The sequence below is a fragment of the Pseudomonas moraviensis genome (assembly GCF_900105805.1).
GTDB classification, from domain to species: domain Bacteria; phylum Pseudomonadota; class Gammaproteobacteria; order Pseudomonadales; family Pseudomonadaceae; genus Aquipseudomonas; species Aquipseudomonas moraviensis_A.
Genome location: NZ_LT629788.1, coordinates 5,591,921 through 5,612,947 on the forward strand (window position 1 = coordinate 5,591,921; position 21,027 = coordinate 5,612,947).

A 21,027-nucleotide genomic window follows, 5' to 3' on the forward strand; every position below is an offset into this window, starting at 1 on the left:
ATTCCTCTAAACGTGCCGTTCCGACGGGCAGACTTTTCATGCCGCCGGACAAAGCAGGCATAATACCGCGCCTTCGCCCGCGAAGCGCTTCTGCCACGCAACCGGTCAGCCCCTTGAACGAACGCCCGATGTCCACCGCCTTACGCCCCTCGGCCTGCCCGGGGTTGCTGCGTATCGTCCAGGCACTGGACGGCGGTATCTGTCGGATCAAGCTCGACGGCGGTTCGATCAGCGCTGATCAGGCCGATGCGGTGGCCACTGCCGCCGAGCAGTTCGCCAGTGGCGCGATCGAGGCGACCAATCGCGGCAATCTGCAGATTCGCGGGATCGGTGCGCAATCGACGGCGCTGATCGAGCGCTTGCTCGCCGCTGGCCTTGGGCCAAAAACCGCCGCCGGCGATGATGTGCGCAATCTGATGCTCAGCCCGACCGCCGGGGTCGATCAGCAGTTGTCAATCGACACGCGCCCGCTCGCCGAACAGATCCTCGACACCTTGCAAAGCCATCCGCGCTTCCACGAACTGAGCGCCAAGTTCGCCGTGCAGCTCGATGGTGGTGAAGCGCTGGCGATGCTCGAACATCCCCATGACCTGTGGCTGTCGGCGTGCGAGCGTGATGGCGAAATCCTCTGGGCATTCGGTCTGGCCGGTTGCCCGCCCGATCGCCCGCTCGGCGCCGTGACCCTGGACAACGCTCACGCGCTGGTGGTCGCGGTGCTGGAGTTGTTCCTCGACCTCGCCCGGCCAGAGCAAACACGGATGCGCCATCTGCTCGATGAGTTGCCGAGGCTCGCGTTTCTTGAATCGTTGCGCGAGCGCGTGTTGGTCAAGGCGATCAGCGATTGGCAGCGCCCGACGTCGGCAGACGCGCTGCACATTGGCGCCCGGCAGCAAAACACGACGGATCGTTTTTACATCGGCGCGGTGCCGCCGCTTGGACGACTCGATCCGCTGATGCTACGCGGCGCGGCGCAACTGGCCCGTCAATTTGGCGATGGCAGCCTGCGCTTTACGCCATGGCAAAGCCTGCTGTTGCCGAACGTGAACGCCACTGAGACCGAGCAAGTGCTTGAGCAGTTACGGGCGTTGGGCCTGTTGACGACCGAAGCCGAACCGCTGGCCCGGCTGATCGCCTGCACCGGTGCCGATGGCTGCGGCAAAGGCCTGGCCGACACCAAGCAGGATGCCCGGCAACTGGCACCTTTGCTGCCCGAAGGGCTGCGCGTGCACCTGTCTGGCTGCTCGCGCTCCTGCGCCGCCGCTCACTGCGCGCCAGCCACGCTGCTGGCCGTTGCCCCCGGTCATTACGACCTCTATTTTCGCGATGCAGCACAGCCCGGTTTCGGCTCGCTGCACGCCTGCAACCTTACTATTGAAGCGGCCGCGACCCTGCTCGACGCCCGCTCCCGGAGCCCCCTTGATGCTTGATTACATCCGCGACGGTCAGGAGATCTATCGCAACTCCTTCGCGATCATTCGCCGCGAGGCCAATCTGGCGCGCATCCCCGCCGATCTGGAAAAACTCGCGGTGCGGGTGATCCACGCGTGCGGCATGGTCGAGGCCGTCGACGGTCTGCAGTTTTCCGAAGGCGCGGGCAAGGCCGGGCGCGATGCCTTGGCGGCCGGTGCGCCGATTCTCTGCGACGCGCGCATGGTCTCCGAAGGCGTGACCCGCACTCGTCTGCCGGCCAACAATCAAGTGATCTGCACCTTGCGCGACGACAGCGTGCCTGAGCTTGCTCGCGAGCTGGGCAACACCCGCTCGGCCGCGGCGCTGGAGCTGTGGCGCCCGCACCTTGCAGGCAGCGTCGTGGTGATCGGCAACGCGCCGACCGCGCTGTTCTACCTGCTGGAAATGCTCGACGCCGGCGCGCCGAAACCGGCGCTGATTCTTGGCTTCCCGGTGGGCTTCGTCGGCGCTGCCGAATCGAAAGCGGCGCTGGCTGCCGACAGTCGTGGCGTGCCGTTCGTGATCATGCAGGGCCGCCTGGGTGGCAGCGCCATGGCCGCCGCTGCCGTCAATGCCCTCGCCACGGAGATCGAATGATGCAGGCCAAAGGACGTCTGATCGGCCTTGGTGTCGGCCCCGGTGATCCGGAACTGATCACCATCAAAGCCTTGCGCCTGTTGCGCGAATCGCCAGTGGTCGCGTACTTCGTGGCCAAGGGCAAGAAGGGCAACGCGTTCGGGATCATCGAGGCGCACCTGGTTGAGGCGCAGAATCTGCTGCCGCTGGTGTACCCGGTGACCACCGAGGCGTTGCCGGCTCCGCTGTCGTACGAACAGGTCATCAGCGATTTCTACGACGAAGCCGCGGTGGCGGTGGCCGAACATCTGGATGCCGGCCGCGACGTGGCGGTGATCTGCGAAGGTGACCCGTTCTTCTACGGTTCCTACATGTATCTGCACGACCGCCTTGCCAGCCGTTATGAGGCTGAAGTGGTGCCCGGCGTGTGCTCGATGCTCGGCGGCGCTTCGGTGCTCGGCGCGCCGCTGGTGTATCGCAATCAGAGCCTGTCGGTGCTCTCGGGCGTGCTCCCCCATGAAGAGCTGAAACGGCGTCTGGCCGATGCCGATGCGGCGGTGATCATGAAGCTGGGGCGCAATTTTCCCAAGGTGCGTCAGGTGCTGGAAGAACTCGGCCTCGCCGAGCGCGCGCTGTACGTAGAACGGGCAACCATGGCCAATCAGAAGATCGTGCCGATGGATCAGGTCGAGCCGATGTCCTCGCCATACTTCTCGCTGATCATCGTCCCGGGCGAACGGTGGCAAGGGTGATGACGCACTCGACACCCGCCATCGTTATCCTCGGCCAGGGCAGCCTCGCGACTGCACGGCGGATTCAGCAGGTCTATCCGGCGGCGCAGATCCACGGCCTCGCCGGGCGGGTTGAAGGCGCTGATTGCCTGTATCAGGAATTCGGCGCGACCCTGCGCGCGTTGTATCAGCAGGACACGCCGATCATTGCCCTGTGCGCGGCCGGCATCGTCATCCGCACCCTGGCGCCGCTGCTGCTGGAGAAGGGCGCCGAACCGGCGGTGCTGGCTGTCGCTGAAGACGGCAGCGCCGTGGTGCCGCTACTTGGCGGGTTGGGCGGAGTGAATGTCATGGCCCGGGAGATCGCGGCGGCGCTGCACGTGGCGCCGGCAATCACCACCAGCGGGGAATTGCGCTTTGGCACCTGCCTGCTCAATCCGCCCAGTGGTTATGCGCTGGCGGATCTGGAATCGGGCAAACGCTTCGTCTCCGACCTGCTCGCCGGGCACAGCGTGCGTATCGAAGGCGCGGCGCCGTGGCTGGATCAGGCGCAGTTGCCACAGGATCCGCAGGCATTGCGTTCGATCCATGTGAGCAGTGCGCAGCGTCTGGCCAGTGCCGACGAGTTGTTGATCTATCCGCGCAGTGTGGCGGTGGCGGTGAATGCTGAAGTGGCGGATCTGCCGAACGTCGTTCGCGCCGCATTGCAAGGGGCCAACGTCGCCGTGCCGGCGCTCGCCTGCCTCGTGGCCGCCGACACTGACATGGCCGCGACGAACTTGCGCGAGGCTGCGCTCGAATTGGGCGTGCCACTGCGCTTCGTGGCGGCGCAAAGCGATCTGCAGGCATTGGCGCGTATCGCGGTGCCTGAAGCGAACGTGATTGGCGATGAACATCTGGCGGTGGCGATTGCCGAGCAACCACTGGACGTTTCGCAGATCGGCCGCCCACGGGGTCGACTCGCGGTGATCGGCCTTGGCCCTGGCGCCGCCGAACTGATGGTGCCGGCGGTGAAAGCCGAATTGGCGCGCGCCACCGATGTGCTCGGTTACGAAACCTACGTGCGCATGGCCGGCCCTTTCCGCGATGATCAAGTGCAGCACTGCACCGATAATCGTGAAGAAATGCAGCGTGCCCGCCACGCCTTCAGGCTTGCCGCCGAGGGGCGCTCGGTGATCGTGGTGTCTTCTGGCGACCCGGGCGTGTTCGCCATGGCCGCTGCGGTGCTCGAGGCCTTGCACGAATCGGATGATCCGGCCTGGCACAGTGTCGAGCTGGAGATCCTGCCCGGTGTCTCCGCCTCGCTGGCAACCGCCGCTCAGGCCGGGGCGCCGCTGGGTCACGACTTCTGTGTGATGTCGCTGTCGGACAACCTCAAGCCGTGGGCGATCATCGAGAAGCGTCTGGATCTGGCCGCCGAAGCGGATCTGGCCCTGGCGTTCTACAACCCGATTTCCCGGGCGCGCCCCTGGCAACTGGGCCGCGCGCTGGAAATCGTTGCACAGCACCGCTCGCCGGAAACGCCGGTGGTTCTGGGACGAGACATCGGCCGCCCGGGACAGACCCTGCGCACCACGACGCTGGGTGCGCTGACGCCGGAACAGGTCGACATGCGCACGATGGTGCTGATCGGTTCGTCGACCACTTGCACTTTCGCTCGTGCCGGGGGCGGTGACTGGGTGTATACGCCGCGTTGGTATGGCGAAAAACCACGTTCCTGAGAAAGCCGCCAGTCATTCGATTTCCAGCTGTAAGAAGTTTGAGCGGTTGTAAGTTGAGTTGAAGTTTCAATTGTTTTCTTCAAGTCATAAAAAATGGTCATGTCCCCCCGGACAGGGCCATTTTTTATGCCTGGAGATTGCGCCGGCCCGTTAGTAATCGCACTGCTGTTACGGTTGGATGATTTCCGTGTGATCAGATATTGCCGGCGACAAGCTTTGTATTCCTTGTTGTTTGTATGGCGCTTGTTGGCCCACTAGGGTGCTGTGTTCGTAGCACTTGTCGAGTGTCATTTAAATCGGATTACCGCTCTGCAGCGGCGCGAAAGTGTGCGCGGTGAATGGGTCATTCAATAAACAAGGAATGTGTGATGGCTTTAAAAAATGATTATTCGTTCGGACGAGCATTCGTATCTGCGCAAGAATATTCGGTGCTTTCCAAGGCACTTCGGGAGTTTTCCGCTTCGGCGCAATACCAAGCGCTGAACGACTATTATCAGCAGGCCAGTCAGACGACTGACCCGGTGCTATTACTGAATCTGGCGAGCTTGTTTCAAGAGCAACTTGCAGCATTGTTGAAACGCAAGAAAACCGCTGTGCCTGTGGCTGTGGATAACATTGCGAGCGGGCTGCAGCGTTATCTGGGACGGCTTTCGACGACCGTGGAAATGTTGTCGGGGGTGGGCCGACCGGTGCCGAAAATTGTTCATTTCGTCTGGGTTGGCGGAAGCGAAGTCGGTGTCAACCAGCGCGATTACATGAATATCTGGCGCCAGGTGATGAGGGCTGAGGATTACCGCTTCAACCTTTGGTACGACAGCGACGCGTTGCTGGCTTTCGAGATGAACCGGGTCATTCTCGACAGTGCCAGGGCTGATGCGATGGCGTCCGGTGGCGCACAACTCAATCATGCCGGGCAACTGGCGACGATGATTGAAGACCGCGCGCGGGTCTTGAAACAGCAAATGTTCGACTACCTCAGCCAGCCGAAATGGAAGGGGCGAACCGATGAAGCGCGCATCGATCTGATGGTGCGTGCTTATGGCAAGGACCGCGCGACGCTGCAGGCTTTCCGGCAACGCTGCCTCGACAGCCATCTGGCCATGGTGGGTCCGGACCTGCAATTACGCGATGTAGCTCAGGCCTTTACCGATGACCTGCTGGCGGACGTCTACCGCCGCGAAGTGGCGATGCGTGGCAATTTCGCCGCGGCGAGCGATGTGGTGCGCTTGCAGGCAGAACTCCTTGAAGGCGGGCGTTATACCGACATGGATTATCTGCCGCCACTGCTCGATAAGTTGGGTGGTGTCGATATCAGTGATTACAGCCAGACGCAGAAAATCGGTGTTCTGCAACTGTTGTTGAATAACAACCGACAGTTGATGCCTGGACGCGATCCGCAGCATTACCCAGACAGAACCGACAGCCTTCCCGAACAACATAAACAACTTCTGGAGGATTTTGCTCGGAGCAAGCCGGACGTCCTTGAACTGTTCGTGCCGCCAGAAACCATGGACGCTGTCGAGAACGGCTTTCGCATGGGACTGCAAATCGGCGAAGAAATGAACGCGCATTTTATTGCTCAGCCAGGCAGCGGCATGACGATGTCGATCATGCAAGTCATTCGACTTAATTACGACGTGCTCGTTGAAGTTGAAAAACGCATGGCGAATTCGGGAGCGGGCTGGGCCGACAGCGAAACCCTGACCGGCGTTGCTGCAACAGTCATTGAAGATATTCTGGTCAGGTCGAACTTCACCCGATGGGATGAGGCGTATGCCTATCAGTTGCTTAAAGCGGTTGTCACCTATTACCAGGACGGTATCCGTAATGACGCCGGGGGTACCGTAACGCTTACCGGCCCGGGCGCGGCACTCGCCGGATTGCATGAATATATCGAAGCCAATTGCGATCCGTTTTTCAGCCGTCAGGTATTGGCGCAACAGCGTTTGCGCGAGGGCTACAACGTCAATACCGAAGAGGAAACCGTTTCCGGATGGATTGTCAGGGGCAAGGAAAAAGACTGGCTGGAACGGGAGCACGCGCGGTGGGCCGAGGGAAAGCTCAAGTCTCGGTATGCCGGTCGCTTGTCCGAACTGCTCAATGATCGAAGCCTGACCTTCGAGCGCGGCTGGCCGTTGATCGAAGGCAAACCGGTGCTGTTGACCTCGGTGTTGCAAGGTTTGATGGATGATCTGGGAGAGCCGTTCATTCGAGCAATGCGCGACAAGTTGAGTGGTGAAGTCGCTTTCCACCAGGCCGTGGTCATCGACTTCGATACTCGCCAGCAAGTACTGGCGCAAAGGCCTGCCGTTGTGCCGACCTCCCGCGGTGCGGATTCCGTCAGCCACCTCAACGAACTGTTCAGCCGGATCGCCCACGGAACGATGCCGCTGGAACAACTGAGTCCTTTGATGCGAGTGGTGCTCGGGGGGATTTTCGGTGCGACGCATTTAGACGATGCAGGGTTCGCCGATACCTGGCAGAACGTGCGCAACCTCGCCCTCGAAACGGACAGCGACGGTACGTTCGCCCGCTACGATGCGATCGAAAAAGCCGTGCGCCAGCGCCACTCGGCAACGTTCGAAAACGGACTGGCGCGCGACCTGCCGGCCGTTGCATCGACGGCCCGCGAGCTCAAGGTCCAAGCCATGTCCGAGCCGCTGACGCTACGCCAGTGGGGCGAACGTATCGGCCAGATCAAGCGCAGCGCCGAGCAGGAGTTGCGCACGCAGATCTTCCAGCGCAGCGGGCAAGTGCGCGACGCCTTTTTCACGGCTGGCGCCGTCTCGGTCAAGCAGTTGCCGCAGGATCTGCTGCTACGCAGCGCGGGCGATCCGGGTCGCCGTTGCTATCCGCTGGCGCTGCTGATGGCCGCCGCCGTGGCTGCCGGCGAGACGGCCGAGCGGGCGTTGGTAGGGCATGTCGCCACCGCCAGCGCGAGTCCCGACGAACTCGGTGCACAGGCGTTGCGCAGTGCGCTGGACGAACTGCGTGCCGTGCCCAACGCCGAGGTCGGCACCGCGCGGGGCGTGCAGCGTCTCGACAGCATCATGGCTGCACTGGACGCCCGCGCGGGGCCTGCGGTGCTGCTGCTCGACACTGGCGACCACGCCCTGTTGCTGGCCAAGGTCCTGACCGGTGAACACCCGACCTATCGCTTCTACGATCCCAATTTTGCCCTCTACGGGTTTGCCGATGGCGCACAACTGCTGCGTGGCATAGAGCATTATCTGAGCGCGGACGATAACGCCCTGGCGAAGCTTTATGGCCTGGGCGATATGGCCACGGCGCAGTTCACCGTGACTGAGCTGGACACCGTGGCGATCGCCGAACGCAGGCTGTCATCGGATCTGCGCGTGGACAGTTTTCTGCACAACGTTGCGCTGGCCGACCCTCAGGGGGCGTCGATCTGGCACAAACAAGCGCTGGCCCGCATCCGGTCTCTGGGCCAGAACTCGCGGCTGGGCGCCAGTCTGGCGCAGCTCGATGCGCGCTACTGGGCCAGCGAGTTCGAACAGGCGACCCAGCGTTTGCGCAGTGAGCACAAGCTGGCGCGTGAGTATGTGCCGCTGCTCGATACCCTCGGCAACGACGCCGATGGCGGCTATCGCCTGACGCTGATGGATTCGCGCAATGCGCAAAATACCGTGACCGTCCTCAGCCGGGATTCGCGTTTTCAGAGAATCAGGCAGTATGTCGAACGACTCGTCCAGGGCGGCGCGGCCAGGCCAGGTCTGGCGGCTGATCACGACGGTGGCAGCCGGTTGAGTTTCGCCTTCGCGATCCAGACGCTGATCAGTGAAATGCGCCAGCGCGAGTACCGCGCTGGCGATTCAGTGCCGACATTGACCGTCTCCCTGCAAATCCAGCTGTACGTCAGTTATGCACAGCTGGGGACTGGTGTGGTCAGCGATGCACTGCAGATTGTCCAACTGGTGCGCCAGGTGGCGGCGGCTGAGCAGGCATTGAAGCAGGCTTCGTTATCCGCTCGCCTGGCAGGGCAGGCCGCCACGGGCGTCGGGGTGGCGTTTTCCGTGGCCAACATCGGCTTCGACATTTACAACCTGACGCAGGCAGAGAATCGTGAGCAGCGTGCGCGCTTTTCCACGTCTCTGGCGTTCAACGTGGCGGCCCTGGGCCTGGATATCGTCGCCCTGGCGGCGGGCGGAGCGGTGGGCGCGTTCGCCGCAGCGCTGTCCGTGCCGCTCCTGGGCGTGGGTATCGGCGTGACCGCCATTGCCAGCAATCTGGGGCAGATCATGGATAAGGCTGCGGCCATTGGCGAGCACCTCTCGCAGATCCATGACGCTTATCAGGCGTCTTACGAAAGCCATGGTGCGGTCTTGCAGTTCCCCTCACTGGCAGTGATCACCGATCTGAATCTGCAAAGCAGAGGGGTGGTGTTCGAGGGGCAGAAGTTCTACCCGTGGAAGGGCAGCGCGCTGGAGCTGCCGCAGTACGACGATGATCCCGCCCGGCGGCACGCCGCGATCGATATCCGCAGCGCTTTTCAACGACCTGCGGTCGCCAGCGTCTGGGGCACGTTGCCCGAGGCAATGGTGCTGCCCTGTGCGCCAATCTGTTACTACGGCTACGAATATCAGATCGGCAGCGCCGGCGCCGTACCCTTTTCCACCACCCGCTATCCGCAGTTGCATGATCGCCTGGCGCATCAGCTGGAATATGACACGCAGGGCAATCGGCAGTTTTATCTGTTCAGTACACCGTTTGCGCCACACATACTCTTCAAGCTGCATCCGGTATTCCTGGCCACGACGATCGCGGTGCAATTGAGCGAATCGGTGCGCCAGTTGGTGGTTGCGGATCTGCCACCAGAGTGGCGCAAGAAGATTGCGTACCGCATCACCGCACCGCAAGGGCAGTACCGGATCCGGCTGGTGCCGGGCCTGCTGGCGGTGAGCTTCGAGCAAGCGCAGGGCTGGGAACAGGTGACATGGACGGTGCAGGCGTCCTGGGCACGGCTGGCGCAGGTCAGCTTCCGCGAAAAACCACGGGACAGTGCCGACAGCGCACCTGAGATGCTGGTCGATGGCCTGGTGTTGAATCGTTTCGACGGCGTCATCGAGCTGGCCGAGGGGCTGTACCGGATCGACTGGACGGGCCGCAGCCTGCATCTGATCAGCGTGATCTTCGACTACGAAAATACAGCTGCGGATCACCTGCGCAGCGCAAACCAGACAGCCAGTGGCATTCCAGCGCCGGTTCTGAGCTTTCTGCGCACTCAGGTCAAAACCGGACAACTGACAGCGGCCTGTCTGCCGTTGCGTAACTTCAGGGTGCCGTTCCACCCGCCGGGCCGGCCAGTCATCACTACTGGCTACTACGACACTGCGCGGGATCGAGTGCTGTTCGGGCGCAACCTGCCGCAAGAGGTCAGCGAGGGCGTGGTTCTGGCCGGCGTCAGCGCCCGTCATGCGTGGTTCTACCATCCCGACCATCCATTGGTCTGGCGGGTCGATGCGCTGACCGGTACTGTCCAGCATCGCTACCGGCTGAAAAAACCGCGCACAGGTTCGACCATCATCGGCTGCCACCAGCAAGCCGATGGTGCCTTGCGGATTGCGCAGAGGCTGACGGCAGAAGCGCTGCATGGCACGACCACCGTCGAGTATCGGATCAGCGCCCAACAGGTGGAGTTGACGGCTTGCAAGATTGCTTTTGCGGCGCAGGACTATCGGTTTCAGCCGCGCGAAGCACTGCGCCAGATCGATGTGCCATTCGCTGACGACACGCCAGACACGACCGCCAGCAGCAGCGATTGGTCCTATGCTCCGTTCATTGTCGTCGAAGGCTACGTCGGGTCGCAGTTGCGCGACCGCGCCTGGCTGAACAAGACGACGGGCAAGTGCATTCAGGCCGGACAAAACCTGGCATGGCCCGAGGACTTGCTGATGCTGATGCCGTCCAGTCCTGAAAACAATGCGGTGCTGTTCTACAGTCAGCAGGAGCGGACCATCAGCCGCGGCATCGAACCGAGCGAAGGGCATTGGCAGAATGTGGTGACCGAGCACGATGTGGTCGAGATCACCCGCACGGATCAGCGCTTCATCGCCACCCGGGAGGATGGTCGCCTGTTCGAGGTCGATATCGTCGATGTGCCTGCTGCGCCAGCGATTGCCGACGACGTTGCGCTCAAGTTCGGGGTACCTGCGCTCAGCCACAGAAGCGATGAGGCGTGGCGTGATCTGGCAGATAAACCCTCGATTCTCAGGTTTGCCGGCGTTGGTCAACGCTGGCTGCAACGCAACCCCGATTGGTTGAGTGCATTGCCCGCGCTGGCCAAGGCCGCGCCGTTGGTGGCTTTTCCGATCCTGGGTTTGCGCGATGTAGCGGGTCAGGCCCTGCTGGCGGCATGGTTTATCGAGGGGCAAATCGCTCTGGCCGAGATCGGTCAAGGCAGGGAATTGTCGCTGCTCGGCCCGACGCCGGATAAAACCGCGGTCTGGCTGTTCGAGGTCGCCACCGGGCGACTTTATCGCCAGCCGCTGGTGGCGATCGAAGCGCTGCGCGGAGCGTTTTCAGCCGAGCATCGCCTGGTGCAGCCGCATTTGCTGGTCAGGCCTGAAAAGGTCTGGCCATCATGGGCCTGTAGCGAGGTGCAGCGGCAGGGTGAAGGGCTGATCGCGCAGACCTTCGACGGGGTGCATCTGCAATTGTTGGATAACCAGCCAGCGATGATCGTTGGCGTGGAAAATCGCTGGTCTTGCGTGCCGGGGCAGACCGATGAGCAGTTACGTGCACGCCTGCGAGCGTTATTGAGCGGGCATGCCCACGCGCCGGTCGTGCAAGTGGCAAGCGCGACCGGACGCTATGTGTATTACGTGCCGGACCTCGATCGGCTGTTCGATCTTCCAGGTCGCAGCGACGGATCGTGGTCGACATTTCTCGGCACGCGCGGGTCCAGGCAGCCGCTGCTGTTCGACCCGATCGCCCCATTGATTTTCAGCGCCGGCCCAAGCGACGGCGTCTGGCTACCCGCAAGTCATGCCCATCGCGACGCCGAGGTCATGACGCTCGAAGTGGCTGATGACGTTACGGAGATTGCGACGTTGCTGCCCGATGGGGTCGACAAGCTGTTGCTGGTTTACGCTGCGCAGACCTCTGGTTATCGGCTGTCGCTGGAAACCTGGCAGCGCCTGGACTGCATCGTGGTCGATGGAAGACAGGCGTCGGACGCGGAAACGGCTGAGCCTTGCCTGCTGGCTCTGGACCTGGACGAGTGCGGGCATTGGTTGATGTCATCGGTCGATGGCGACGTGGTGCTGAGCGATCCGGACTCCGGGCGCAGTCTGATCGTGCGCAATTTCGACGCACAGCGACCACTGGAACTGATGCTCCCCATCGCCGGGCGGCAACATACCTTCACCCTGACTCAAGGCGTGGAAGCCTTGGCCACCGCGCGCGGTGCTGAGTCAACGGCCAGCCTGACAGCGGTGATCGCAGCCCTGCACTGAGGTCGCTCTGCACAACAGAACGCCGCGAACGGTTACCGTGCGCGGCGTTTTGTTGTGGTCGTCGTGCTGCGGCAATGCTCAAGGCACCAAATAGCCCTTCACACCGGTAAAAATGATCTGCGCCGCCAGCGCGCAGACGAACAGCCCCATCAAGCGGCTGACGATCTGCAAACCCTGATCGCCAAGAATCCGTTCGATACGATTGGACAGATACAGCACCACACCGACGGTAAAACTGGCCAGGGCGATACTCATGATCGCGGTCAGCTTGTCGTCCCAGTGCGGCTGGCTGACGCCCATTACCAGCAAGGCACCGATGGTGCCGGGGCCGACGGTCAGCGGAATGGTCAGCGGCACGATGGTCACATCCTGCTGCACGTTGTCGGCCTGCACCGCCGGTTTTCCCTGGGCCATGCCCAGTGCCGAGATGAACAGTACGCTGCCGGCGCCAATGCGGAAGGCGTCCACGGTGATGCCGAACACGTCGAAAATCACCCGCCCGAACAGATACAGCAGAACACTGGAAATCAGTGTTGCAAGAGCGACCTTCCACGCCAGACGCCGCTGCTCCTTGCGCGAATAGCCGCGGGTCAGGCTGATAAAACAGGACAACACGAAGAACGGGCTGTAGAGCACCAGCATCTTCAGGTAAACGCTGAACAACACGTGGAGCATGATTTTGGCTCGCATCCAGAGTAGATGAGTTGGAGTCTATCAGACTGATCTATTGGCTGTGGGTCTGATGTTTAATTGTTGCTTAGTTGTTATTCCGGGGAGTGGGATAACTTCTTTTTGTTGGTTTGGTTTCGTGCTGGATATGCTGTTACATGTTTGGGTTTGTGGGTAATGTTTTTGCTGGTTATTGTTTGTTTGGCAAGTTCATGAGGAACTTGCATTGAATTGAATAAGGAACAGTTGTAATGAATGCTCAAGTTGTAAGTCAGCGATATATCGATGCGTGTGTCAAAAACATTGACGAATATGAACTGGATGATGCGCCCATTATCCGTTCGCGTAGTCTGATCATGCCGGGTGACGATATTGAAGCGCCCTCCCAGGGCTCGGTTGTCGGTGAAGGGATCATTTCCTTCAGCGGCAACATCACCGGTGTTAATCGCACCGATGCGCAGAATGCTTTTCTTTATGCGTCACTGGTCGCTAACAAGCGCTACCCCCTGGAGAGTCAGGGCAAAGAATGGTACATGCTGTTTCGCGAAGTCATGACCAATGCGGGCTGGGCGCCTATCCGCCGTTTCTACAGTGATTTGCAAGTCAGCGGAACCAGCGTGCGGATGGACAAGCTGGTGCTTGAAATCCTTGGCTCGGTAGTTGCTGGCCTGGCTGTACCTGGTCCTAGCACCGCGCTGATGTTGAAGGTAGCGGGCGATGCGATCGCTGCGCTGAAAGAGCGTCAAACGGCATTGACCCTGTATGAGCGCAACCTGCTGGAAAATGGTGTCGGTGGAGTGACCGCCGGCGCGTGCGCCGAGATCAACGGAGCGACTATTTTTGCAGTTGGTGCCGTGCGCTTTGCCCGACGCAACTCTTCGACCAAAGTAATGTTTGTCGATGTGGATGTTCGCAATGTCGGCCTTTATCGCGGTGAAACTGTCTTCGAGAAAAACGAGTTTGTTGCTGAAGCGACTCGCACAAAGATTGCCACCGCTCTGGTGAATCACTTGGCTAAAGCCATCGATTACGATATTTGATGACAACATGAAGGCGGCCGGATAACGGCCGCCTTTTTTGTGCGGGGATAACTTGTTATGGATACGGCCTATACGGCAATTGTTGTTGGTACGGCAATTTTGCTGGTGCCTGAAACAGAAGAAATGTTGGCTTGTGACAACGTCATCAACAGTGTGCTGTACGCACAATTGGTCGCCAATAAATCGGTGGAAAAACAACCCGGATCCCAATGGTATGAGTGTTATACAGAAGTCCTGGACAACTTCTGGGTGCGCCAGACGAGGGCGCGTGAGGACAGGAATGTGTTGTCTGGGAATATGGAGTCAGTCATCGATTGGGTAGTCGATTGCATCGGTAAGGCCGATCCAGATCGAGTGCCTGCGATTGCAGCCATGCTGGATCAATGTGCGAATCTGCCGGCGGAGCATCCGGCCATCCACCTGCTTCGTACGCATATGCAAAAGATCTCTGATGCAACGGCAATGCCTGTGCAGTTGCTGGTGATCGTGGCGCACTCCCCGACGCATCTCACCAGCGTATTCGTGACGTTGAGAACGCATCAAGCGCTTCCTGTGAATCCGTTGGCCCATGCCTATCAGGCAGAGGAGGTTCAAGGTCCTGTCACGCTGCGGTTTGCCCGATCAACGCTGTCGCAAGGTCTGTATGAGATGGTCGCCAGCGAAATAGCGCTGAAGATTCAAGATCGCATTGCGGCCAACGTGGCGGCGCTGTCCCTGGAGCATGAGCAATGACCGAGCTCTTCGCACCACCCGCTGCGGTCGTGGGCGGCAGCGTCGTGTCGTTCGCCAGCGGTCTGCCCGCATCCCACCGGGAAGACGTCTACATGAGCACGGCGTTCGCGCAAAACGCAACGCGCGCAGCATTCGAAGCAGGATTGTCCGGCGAATGGTTCGAGTACTACTGCAACCAGTTGAGATTTCTGGGATGGGACGTACCCCGTCCGCAAGCCTTCGTGCCTGAGCAGGGCGGTGTGATGGCCGGGCAGGCGATCAACCGCATTTCCACGCGCCTGGGCGCCGATTTCGCCTGGCCGATGAGCCGCGCCCTCAAGCAAATGGAGAGGAATGCATCTGCGAGCGAACTGTTCGACTCAACCGTACTGCGGGCGCAGGGCAGTATTTTTCAGTTGATTCCCTGCGTCATGAATGGCCCGAACAGGGTCGATATGGGTGTCTATCATCGGCAGTTCAAGCTTGAACGAAAGGCCACCGGGTTCCTGTTTCTCGATGATCAATCACTCATCAGTAACAGCCTCGAACAGATGGCACTGATCAGCTTCAATACGCTTCACTACGGTACGTTTCGCGAGAAGGTGAAAAAGTCGGTGCTCACCCAGTCACTGAAATATTTGAGCGAGCTTGAACTCTGATCGCTCAGTACGTGGAAGCCGTACGGTTCTGCTGATCACGCTGTGCCACCCAGTGCTCGATCAACTCGCGCAACTGCGACAGCTCGACCGGTTTGGACATGTGCCCGTCCATGCCTGCCTGACGGGCGCGTTCTTTGTGTTCGGCAAGAATGTGCGCGGTGAGGGCCACGATCGGTGTGCGGATCCGCTGATTGCTCACTTCCCAGGCGCGCAGTTGCTGAGTGGCGGAGAAACCATCGAGGATCGGCATCTCACAGTCCATCAGCACCAGGTCATAACGCTGGGCCTTCATCGCCTGCAGCGCTTCTTCGCCATTGCTCGCGGTGTCCGGCTGCAGGTTGAGCTTGCCGAGCATGCCGCGAATCACTTTGGTCGAAATGGTGTTGTCTTCGGCGACAAGGATACGGAAGTCGCTCGGCACTTTCGCAGCAGCGGCCGCCGTAACCACTTGCGGCTGGAACACCACCTGGCCCTTGTTGCGCTGATTGAGTTCGTCCGCCAACGTAGTCTTGAGCGTATAGCCGGCCACCGGCTTGGCCAGAATCCGTTTGATCCCCGAATTGCGCGCAATGATCTTGCTCGGCGCGTTGCTGATCCCGGTGAGCATGATCAGCAGAATGTCGTGGTTCAGGCTCGGGTCTTCCTTGATCTTCGCCGCCAGTTGCATCCCGGTCATGCCCGGCATGTTCTGGTCGAGCAGCACCACATCGAAGTAATCGCGCAGGTGCGCCTTGGTGCGCAGCAGCGCCAGCGCTTCCTTGCCCGAAGGCACGGCGCTGACGTTCAGGCCCCAGGCGCTGCACTGCTGCACCAGCACTTTGCGACAGGTGTCGTTGTCGTCGACCACCAGCACCCGCGCGCCTTGCAGCGGGCTGTCCAGATCGGAGGTCGGATGCTCGAGGCGATCCGGGTCCAGTGGCAGCGTCAGCCATAAGGTGCTGCCCTGGGTGGCGCCGCTCTTGATGCCGAACTCGCCGTGCATCAGACGAATCAGTTGCCGCGCAATCACCAGCCCCAGATTACCGCCGAGGCGATTGGCCGAGAGGAAGTGTTTGCTGTGCAACTCGGCGTGCAGCAGTGCATCGCGTTCTTCCGGCTCCATCGGCACGCCGCTGTCCTGCACGGCGATGCGCAGGCGCGGTTTGCTGCTGCGCTCGTCGAGGGCGACGACGATCAACACTTCGCCTTCTTCGGTTTTCTTCAGGGCGTTTTCCAGCAGGCTCAGCAAGGTCTGGCGCAGGCGTGTTGGATCGCCGCTGATCACCCGTGGCACTTGCGGCTGGATGAAGCTGATCAGTTCGACATTCTGTTGCTCGGCCTTGGCCCGGTAGATGCTCAGGCAATCGTCGATCAGCGCGTTGAGGTCGAACTGCACGTCGTCGAGTTCGATCTGCCCGGATTCGAGCTTGGAGATGTCGAGGATCTCGTTGATCAGCGTCAGCAGTTCGTTGCCGGCGCTGTGGATGGTTTGCACGTAATCACGCTGCTTGACCGACAGCGGCGTGCCCAGCAGCAACTCGGTCATGCCCAGTACCCCGTTCATGGGGGTGCGGATTTCGTGGCTGATCTTGGCGAGGAATTCGGCTTTGGCGTTGATCTCGGCATTGCTCGCCGCCAGGTCGCGGCTGATGCTGAAGCGGCTTTCGGTGATGCTGCGCTGTCGCTCGCCCAGGGCGATGCTCATCAGCAGGCCGCTGATGCAGATGAACACCATCAGCGTCATGATCAGGCCTTGCGGCGTGACCAGGGTCAGCCCCAGCAGCGCCGGCAGGATGACCAGCGTGCCGATGTTGAACACGACCATGGCGGCAACGAACAGGCGTGCCGGGCGGTAGCCCTTTTGCCAGTGATAGAAGCCCACCAGCAACATGCTCAGGCCGGCCAGCGCCACCAGCGCGTAGGTGATGATGTTCAGCGGCAAGGTGTTGACGAACAGCAGCAACAGGCTGCACGTGACGATCAACAGAATGTCGCCCCACAGCAGTTTGTTCAGCGGGTGCTGGCCCAGTGGCGCGAAGAAGCGCAGGGCATACATCAATCCGGCCGGGGCGGTCAGCAACAGGGCCAGATAAGCCCCCGGCGTCTGGATCGCATGCCAGTTCGGCAGCCAGGGCCCGGCGAGGTTGAGCAACAGGAACAGACTCAGCCCGAGCAGGCCTTCACAGATCGCCAGCCACAGACTGCTGCGCGAGCGCGAGTAGGCGTAGCGCACCAGATTGTGCAGCAGGAGCATGGCGAGGCAGCCGAACAGCAGGCCGAAAATCAGCGTCTGCTTCTGATCGGCCGCGCCTTCCACCGCCGCCTGCAGGGTGATGTGCGGGCGCAATTGATGGTCGGAGACCATGCGTACGTAGATGTCCAGCGGCTTGTCGGCCTGGGGCAGGGGCAGCATGAAATCGCTGCTCGGCAAGGGACGTTCGGCCTGTGGCCGTGCGGTGCCGGTGTTGCGTTGCTCGATCAGCCGGTCGCCGTCGAGCACGTAGAGATTGAGCTGTGACAGATCGGGGGCAAAGATGCGCAGCACTTGTTCGTGCTTGCCCGGCGCCAGTTTGAAGCGCAGCCACAGGGCGCCCTCGGGCTCGGCCGCGGTAAGGTGGTCAAGGTCGGTGGGGCTGAATTGATTGGTGTAGCGAGCGGAGCGGATGTCGCTCAGTTGCAGGATGCCCTGATCGTCAAGCAATACCGACCAGCCACTGCCTTGCGCGGCCTGGGCCGGGAGCATGCAGAGCAAGGTCATCAGCGTGACGGTGAAGCTTATGGCAATCCTGAGCCAGCGCACGGCGAAATCCCTTCGTAGGTTGATGCCAGAATATAACGATGCGCGACGACCGAACAGCCCGGCGAGAAATGGCATCCCGCGCCGGGCCTGATGGATCGCTTATTCCTGGATTTCGCCGCGTTCACGGGCAATGGCGCGGTAGCCAATGTCCTTGCGGTAGAAGCAGCCTTCCCAGTCGATGGCAGCGGCAAGCTGGTAGGCCTGCTGCTGAGCTTCACCGACGGTGGCGCCCATGGCCGTGGCGCAAAGCACGCGACCACCGGCGGTAACCACCTGACCGTCCTTCAATGCGGTGCCGGCGTGGAAGACTTTGCCTTCCAGACCTGCCGCTGCATCCAGACCCTTGATCGCTGCGCCTTTGGCGTAGTCGCCCGGATAGCCGCCAGCAGCCAGAACGATGCCAACGCTCGGACGCGGATCCCACTGCGCTTCAACCTTGTCCAGCGCTTGCGCCAGCGCGGCTTCGACCAGCAGCACCAGGCTCGATTGCAGACGCAGCATCACCGGTTGGGTTTCCGGATCGCCGAAGCGGCAGTTGAACTCGATGACCTTTGGATTACCGGCCTTGTCGATCATCAGACCGGCATAGAGGAAACCAGTGTAGACGTTGCCTTCGTCGGCCATGCCGCGCACGGTCGGCCAGATCACCTGATCCATCACGCGCTGATGCACGTCGGCGGTGACCACCGGGGCAGGGGAGTAGGCACCCATGCCACCGGTGTTCGGGCCGCTGTCGCCATCGCCGACACGTTTGTGGTCCTGGCTGGTGGCCATCGGCAGGACATTCTTGCCGTCGACCATGACGATGAACGAAGCTTCTTCGCCGTCGAGGAATTCTTCGATCACTACGCGCGAACCGGCGTCGCCAAACGAGTTGCCGGCGAGCATGTCACGCACGGCGTCTTCGGCTTCGGCCAGGGTCATGGCAACGATCACGCCTTTGCCGGCAGCGAGGCCATCGGCCTTGATCACGATCGGCGCGCCTTTCTCACGCAGATAAGCCAGGGCCGGCTCGATCTCGGTGAAGTTCTGGTAATCGGCGGTCGGAATCTTGTGGCGGGCGAGGAAATCCTTGGTGAAGGCTTTCGAACCTTCCAGTTGCGCAGCGCCGGCGGTCGGACCAAAGCAGTCCAGGCCACGGGAGCGGAACAGATCGACCACGCCAGCCACCAGCGGCACTTCCGGGCCAACGATGGTCAACGAAACGTTCTTTTCAGCGAAATCGGCCAGTTGCTCAAGGGCCAATACGTCGATAGCGACGTTTTCGCACTTGGCTTCAATGGCGGTGCCAGCGTTGCCTGGCGCGACAAAGACTTTCTGCACACGCGGATCCTGAGCCACTTTCCAGGCCAGGGCGTGTTCACGGCCACCGCTGCCAATGATCAAAACATTCATTTCAAAAACCTCGGATGACGCTAATTCTGTTGAGCGCCGCAGGGACGCTTTTCTGTAGGAGTGAGCCTGCTCGCGATTGCGGTGTGTCAGTCACTGCAGCTTTGACTGACCAATGGCTATCGCGAGCAGGCTCACTCCTACAGTGGATCGTGTGATTAGTGACGGAAGTGGCGCATGCCGGTAAATACCATTGCGATACCGGCTTCGTCGGCAGCGGCAATCACCTCAGCATCACGCATCGAGCCGCCCGGCTGGATCACCGCGGTGATGCCGACCTTGGCCGCGTTGTCGAGGCCGTCGCGGAACGGGAAGAATGCGTCCGAGGCCATGACCGAACCGGCAACCTGCAAGCCAGCGTGCTCAGCCTTGATTGCGGCGATGCGTGCCGAGTTGACGCGGCTCATCTGGCCGGCGCCGACGCCGATGGTCTGACGGTTCTTGGCGTAGACGATGGCGTTGGATTTGACGTACTTGGCGACTTTCCAGGCGAAGATCAGGTCGTGGATTTCCTGTTCGGTCGGTGCGCGTTTGGTCACCACTTTCAGGTCATCGGCACTGATCATGCCGATGTCGCGGCTCTGCACCAGCAGGCCACCGTTGACGCGCTTGTAATCCCAGGCAGCGGCGCGCTCAGCCGACCACTCACCACAGGCCAGCAGGCGTACGTTGGCTTTCGCGGCGACGATGGCACGGGCTTCTTCGCTAACCGATGGCGCGATGATCACTTCAACGAACTGACGCTCGACGATCGCCTTGGCGGTCTCGGCATCGAGTTCACGGTTGAAGGCGATGATGCCGCCGAACGCCGATTCGGTGTCGGTGGCGTAGGCCAGTTCGTAGGCCTGACGGATGCCGCCTTCGGCGTCCGGGCTGACTGCCACGCCGCACGGGTTGGCGTGCTTGACGATCACGCAGGCTGGCTTGACGAAGCTCTTTACGCATTCCAGCGCAGCGTCGGTGTCGGCAACGTTGTTGTACGACAGTTCCTTGCCTTGCAACTGGGTGGCGGTGGCGATGCCGACTTCGGCAGGCTTGGCTTCAACGTAGAACGCCGCGCTCTGGTGCGGGTTCTCGCCGTAGCGCATTTCCTGGGCCTTGATGAACTGGCTGTTGAAGGTACGCGGGAATTCGCTGCGACCCTCAGTGCTCAGGGTTTCAGCGGCCTGGTTAACGGTGCCCATGTAGTTGGCGATCATGCCGTCGTAGGCGGCGGTGTGTTCGAAGGCCTTGAGCATCAGGTCGAAACGCTGAGCGTAGGTCAGGCCGCCAGCCTTGAGGTTTTCCAGGACGTTGGCGTAATCGCTGGCATTCACCACGATCGCAACGTCTTTATGATTTTTCGCTGCCGAACGGACCATGGTCGGCCCGCCGATGTCGATGTTCTCGATGGCGGTCGGCAGATCGCAGCCTGGCTTGTTGATGGTTGCTTCGAACGGGTACAGGTTGACCGCCACCAGATCGATCGGCTTGATGCCGTGCTCGTTCATGATTGCATCGTCAGTACCGCGACGACCGAGGATGCCGCCGTGGATTTTCGGGTGCAGGGTTTTCACCCGACCGTCCATCATCTCGGCGAAACCGGTGTAATCCGCGACTTCCACTGCGGCAACGCCGTTGTCACGCAGCAGCTTGAACGTTCCGCCGGTGGAGAGGATCTCGACGCCCAGAGCTTCGAGCTCCTTGGCGAATTCGAGGATCCCGGTCTTGTCGGAAACGCTGATCAAGGCGCGGCGGATCGGCAGGCGGGTAGTCTGGTCGGTCATCTCAATTTCCATCAAAAGCAAAGGAAGTCAGCAAAAAAGGCGACCGTTTTTTACGCGGG

The 21,027-nt window shown here is 61.0% G+C and carries 12 protein-coding genes; 8 read left to right on the forward strand and 4 right to left on the reverse strand.

The window, feature by feature from the left end; translation table 11 throughout:
- Window positions 1–128: 128 nt before the first annotated feature.
- The 5 genes from cobG (at window position 129) to BLU71_RS25030 (ending at window position 11,952) form a co-directional block, all read left to right on the forward strand.
- A complete protein-coding gene (cobG, locus tag BLU71_RS25010) occupies window positions 129–1,427 on the forward strand; it encodes a precorrin-3B synthase (RefSeq protein ID WP_328809800.1) in 1,299 nt (432 codons plus the stop codon).
- Complete coding sequence (locus tag BLU71_RS25015) at window positions 1,420–2,046, forward strand: precorrin-8X methylmutase (RefSeq protein WP_042608916.1); 627 nt, start codon at window positions 1,420–1,422, stop codon at window positions 2,044–2,046. Before cobG ends, BLU71_RS25015 begins: the two co-directional genes overlap by 8 nt.
- The gene (locus tag BLU71_RS25020) at window positions 2,043–2,777 is read left to right on the forward strand and encodes a precorrin-2 C(20)-methyltransferase (protein WP_376779064.1); all 735 of its coding nucleotides are present in this window, start codon (window positions 2,043–2,045) and stop codon (window positions 2,775–2,777) included. Before BLU71_RS25015 ends, BLU71_RS25020 begins: the two co-directional genes overlap by 4 nt.
- The gene (cobJ, locus tag BLU71_RS25025; protein ID WP_083354109.1) at window positions 2,777–4,477 is read left to right on the forward strand and encodes a precorrin-3B C(17)-methyltransferase; all 1,701 of its coding nucleotides are present in this window, start codon (window positions 2,777–2,779) and stop codon (window positions 4,475–4,477) included. The genes BLU71_RS25020 and cobJ overlap by 1 nt, the downstream gene beginning before the upstream one ends.
- 368 nt (window positions 4,478–4,845) lie before the next feature.
- Window positions 4,846–11,952, forward strand: coding sequence for a TcdA/TcdB pore-forming domain-containing protein (locus BLU71_RS25030; protein WP_083354110.1), 7,107 nt, complete (start codon window positions 4,846–4,848; stop codon window positions 11,950–11,952).
- A gap of 78 nt (window positions 11,953–12,030) precedes the next feature.
- Here BLU71_RS25030 and BLU71_RS25035 read toward each other — a convergent pair whose 3' ends face one another.
- The gene (locus tag BLU71_RS25035; protein ID WP_016771870.1) at window positions 12,031–12,627 is read right to left on the reverse strand and encodes a MarC family protein; all 597 of its coding nucleotides are present in this window, start codon (window positions 12,625–12,627) and stop codon (window positions 12,031–12,033) included.
- 245 nt (window positions 12,628–12,872) lie between these two features.
- Between BLU71_RS25035 and BLU71_RS25040 the strand changes: the two genes are divergently transcribed.
- Genes BLU71_RS25040 through BLU71_RS25050 form a run of 3 tightly spaced genes read left to right on the forward strand, consistent with a single transcriptional unit; the run spans window position 12,873 to window position 15,031 of the window.
- Entirely contained in the window at window positions 12,873–13,661 is a 789-nt protein-coding gene (locus BLU71_RS25040; RefSeq protein WP_083354111.1) for a hypothetical protein, read from the forward strand.
- Between the two features lie 57 nt (window positions 13,662–13,718).
- Window positions 13,719–14,393 carry a hypothetical protein gene (locus BLU71_RS25045; RefSeq protein ID WP_083354112.1) on the forward strand — a complete coding sequence of 225 codons (675 nt, stop codon included), beginning with the start codon at window positions 13,719–13,721 and terminating at the stop codon, window positions 14,391–14,393.
- Complete coding sequence (locus BLU71_RS25050) at window positions 14,390–15,031, forward strand: hypothetical protein (RefSeq protein ID WP_083354113.1); 642 nt, start codon at window positions 14,390–14,392, stop codon at window positions 15,029–15,031. The genes BLU71_RS25045 and BLU71_RS25050 overlap by 4 nt, the downstream gene beginning before the upstream one ends.
- 4 nt (window positions 15,032–15,035) lie before the next feature.
- Here BLU71_RS25050 and BLU71_RS25055 read toward each other — a convergent pair whose 3' ends face one another.
- The 3 genes from BLU71_RS25055 to purH all read right to left on the reverse strand — a co-directional run bounded on the left by BLU71_RS25055 (window position 15,036) and on the right by purH (window position 20,968).
- A complete protein-coding gene (locus BLU71_RS25055; protein ID WP_042608910.1) occupies window positions 15,036–17,810 on the reverse strand; it encodes a hybrid sensor histidine kinase/response regulator in 2,775 nt (924 codons plus the stop codon).
- A gap of 99 nt (window positions 17,811–17,909) precedes the next feature.
- Window positions 17,910–19,205 (reverse strand): phosphoribosylamine--glycine ligase, encoded by a 1,296-nt coding sequence (gene purD, locus BLU71_RS25060; protein WP_042608909.1) that lies wholly within the window; start codon window positions 19,203–19,205, stop codon window positions 17,910–17,912.
- 155 nt (window positions 19,206–19,360) lie between these two features.
- The gene (purH, locus tag BLU71_RS25065; protein ID WP_064362987.1) at window positions 19,361–20,968 is read right to left on the reverse strand and encodes a bifunctional phosphoribosylaminoimidazolecarboxamide formyltransferase/IMP cyclohydrolase; all 1,608 of its coding nucleotides are present in this window, start codon (window positions 20,966–20,968) and stop codon (window positions 19,361–19,363) included.
- Window positions 20,969–21,027: the final 59 nt, after the last annotated feature.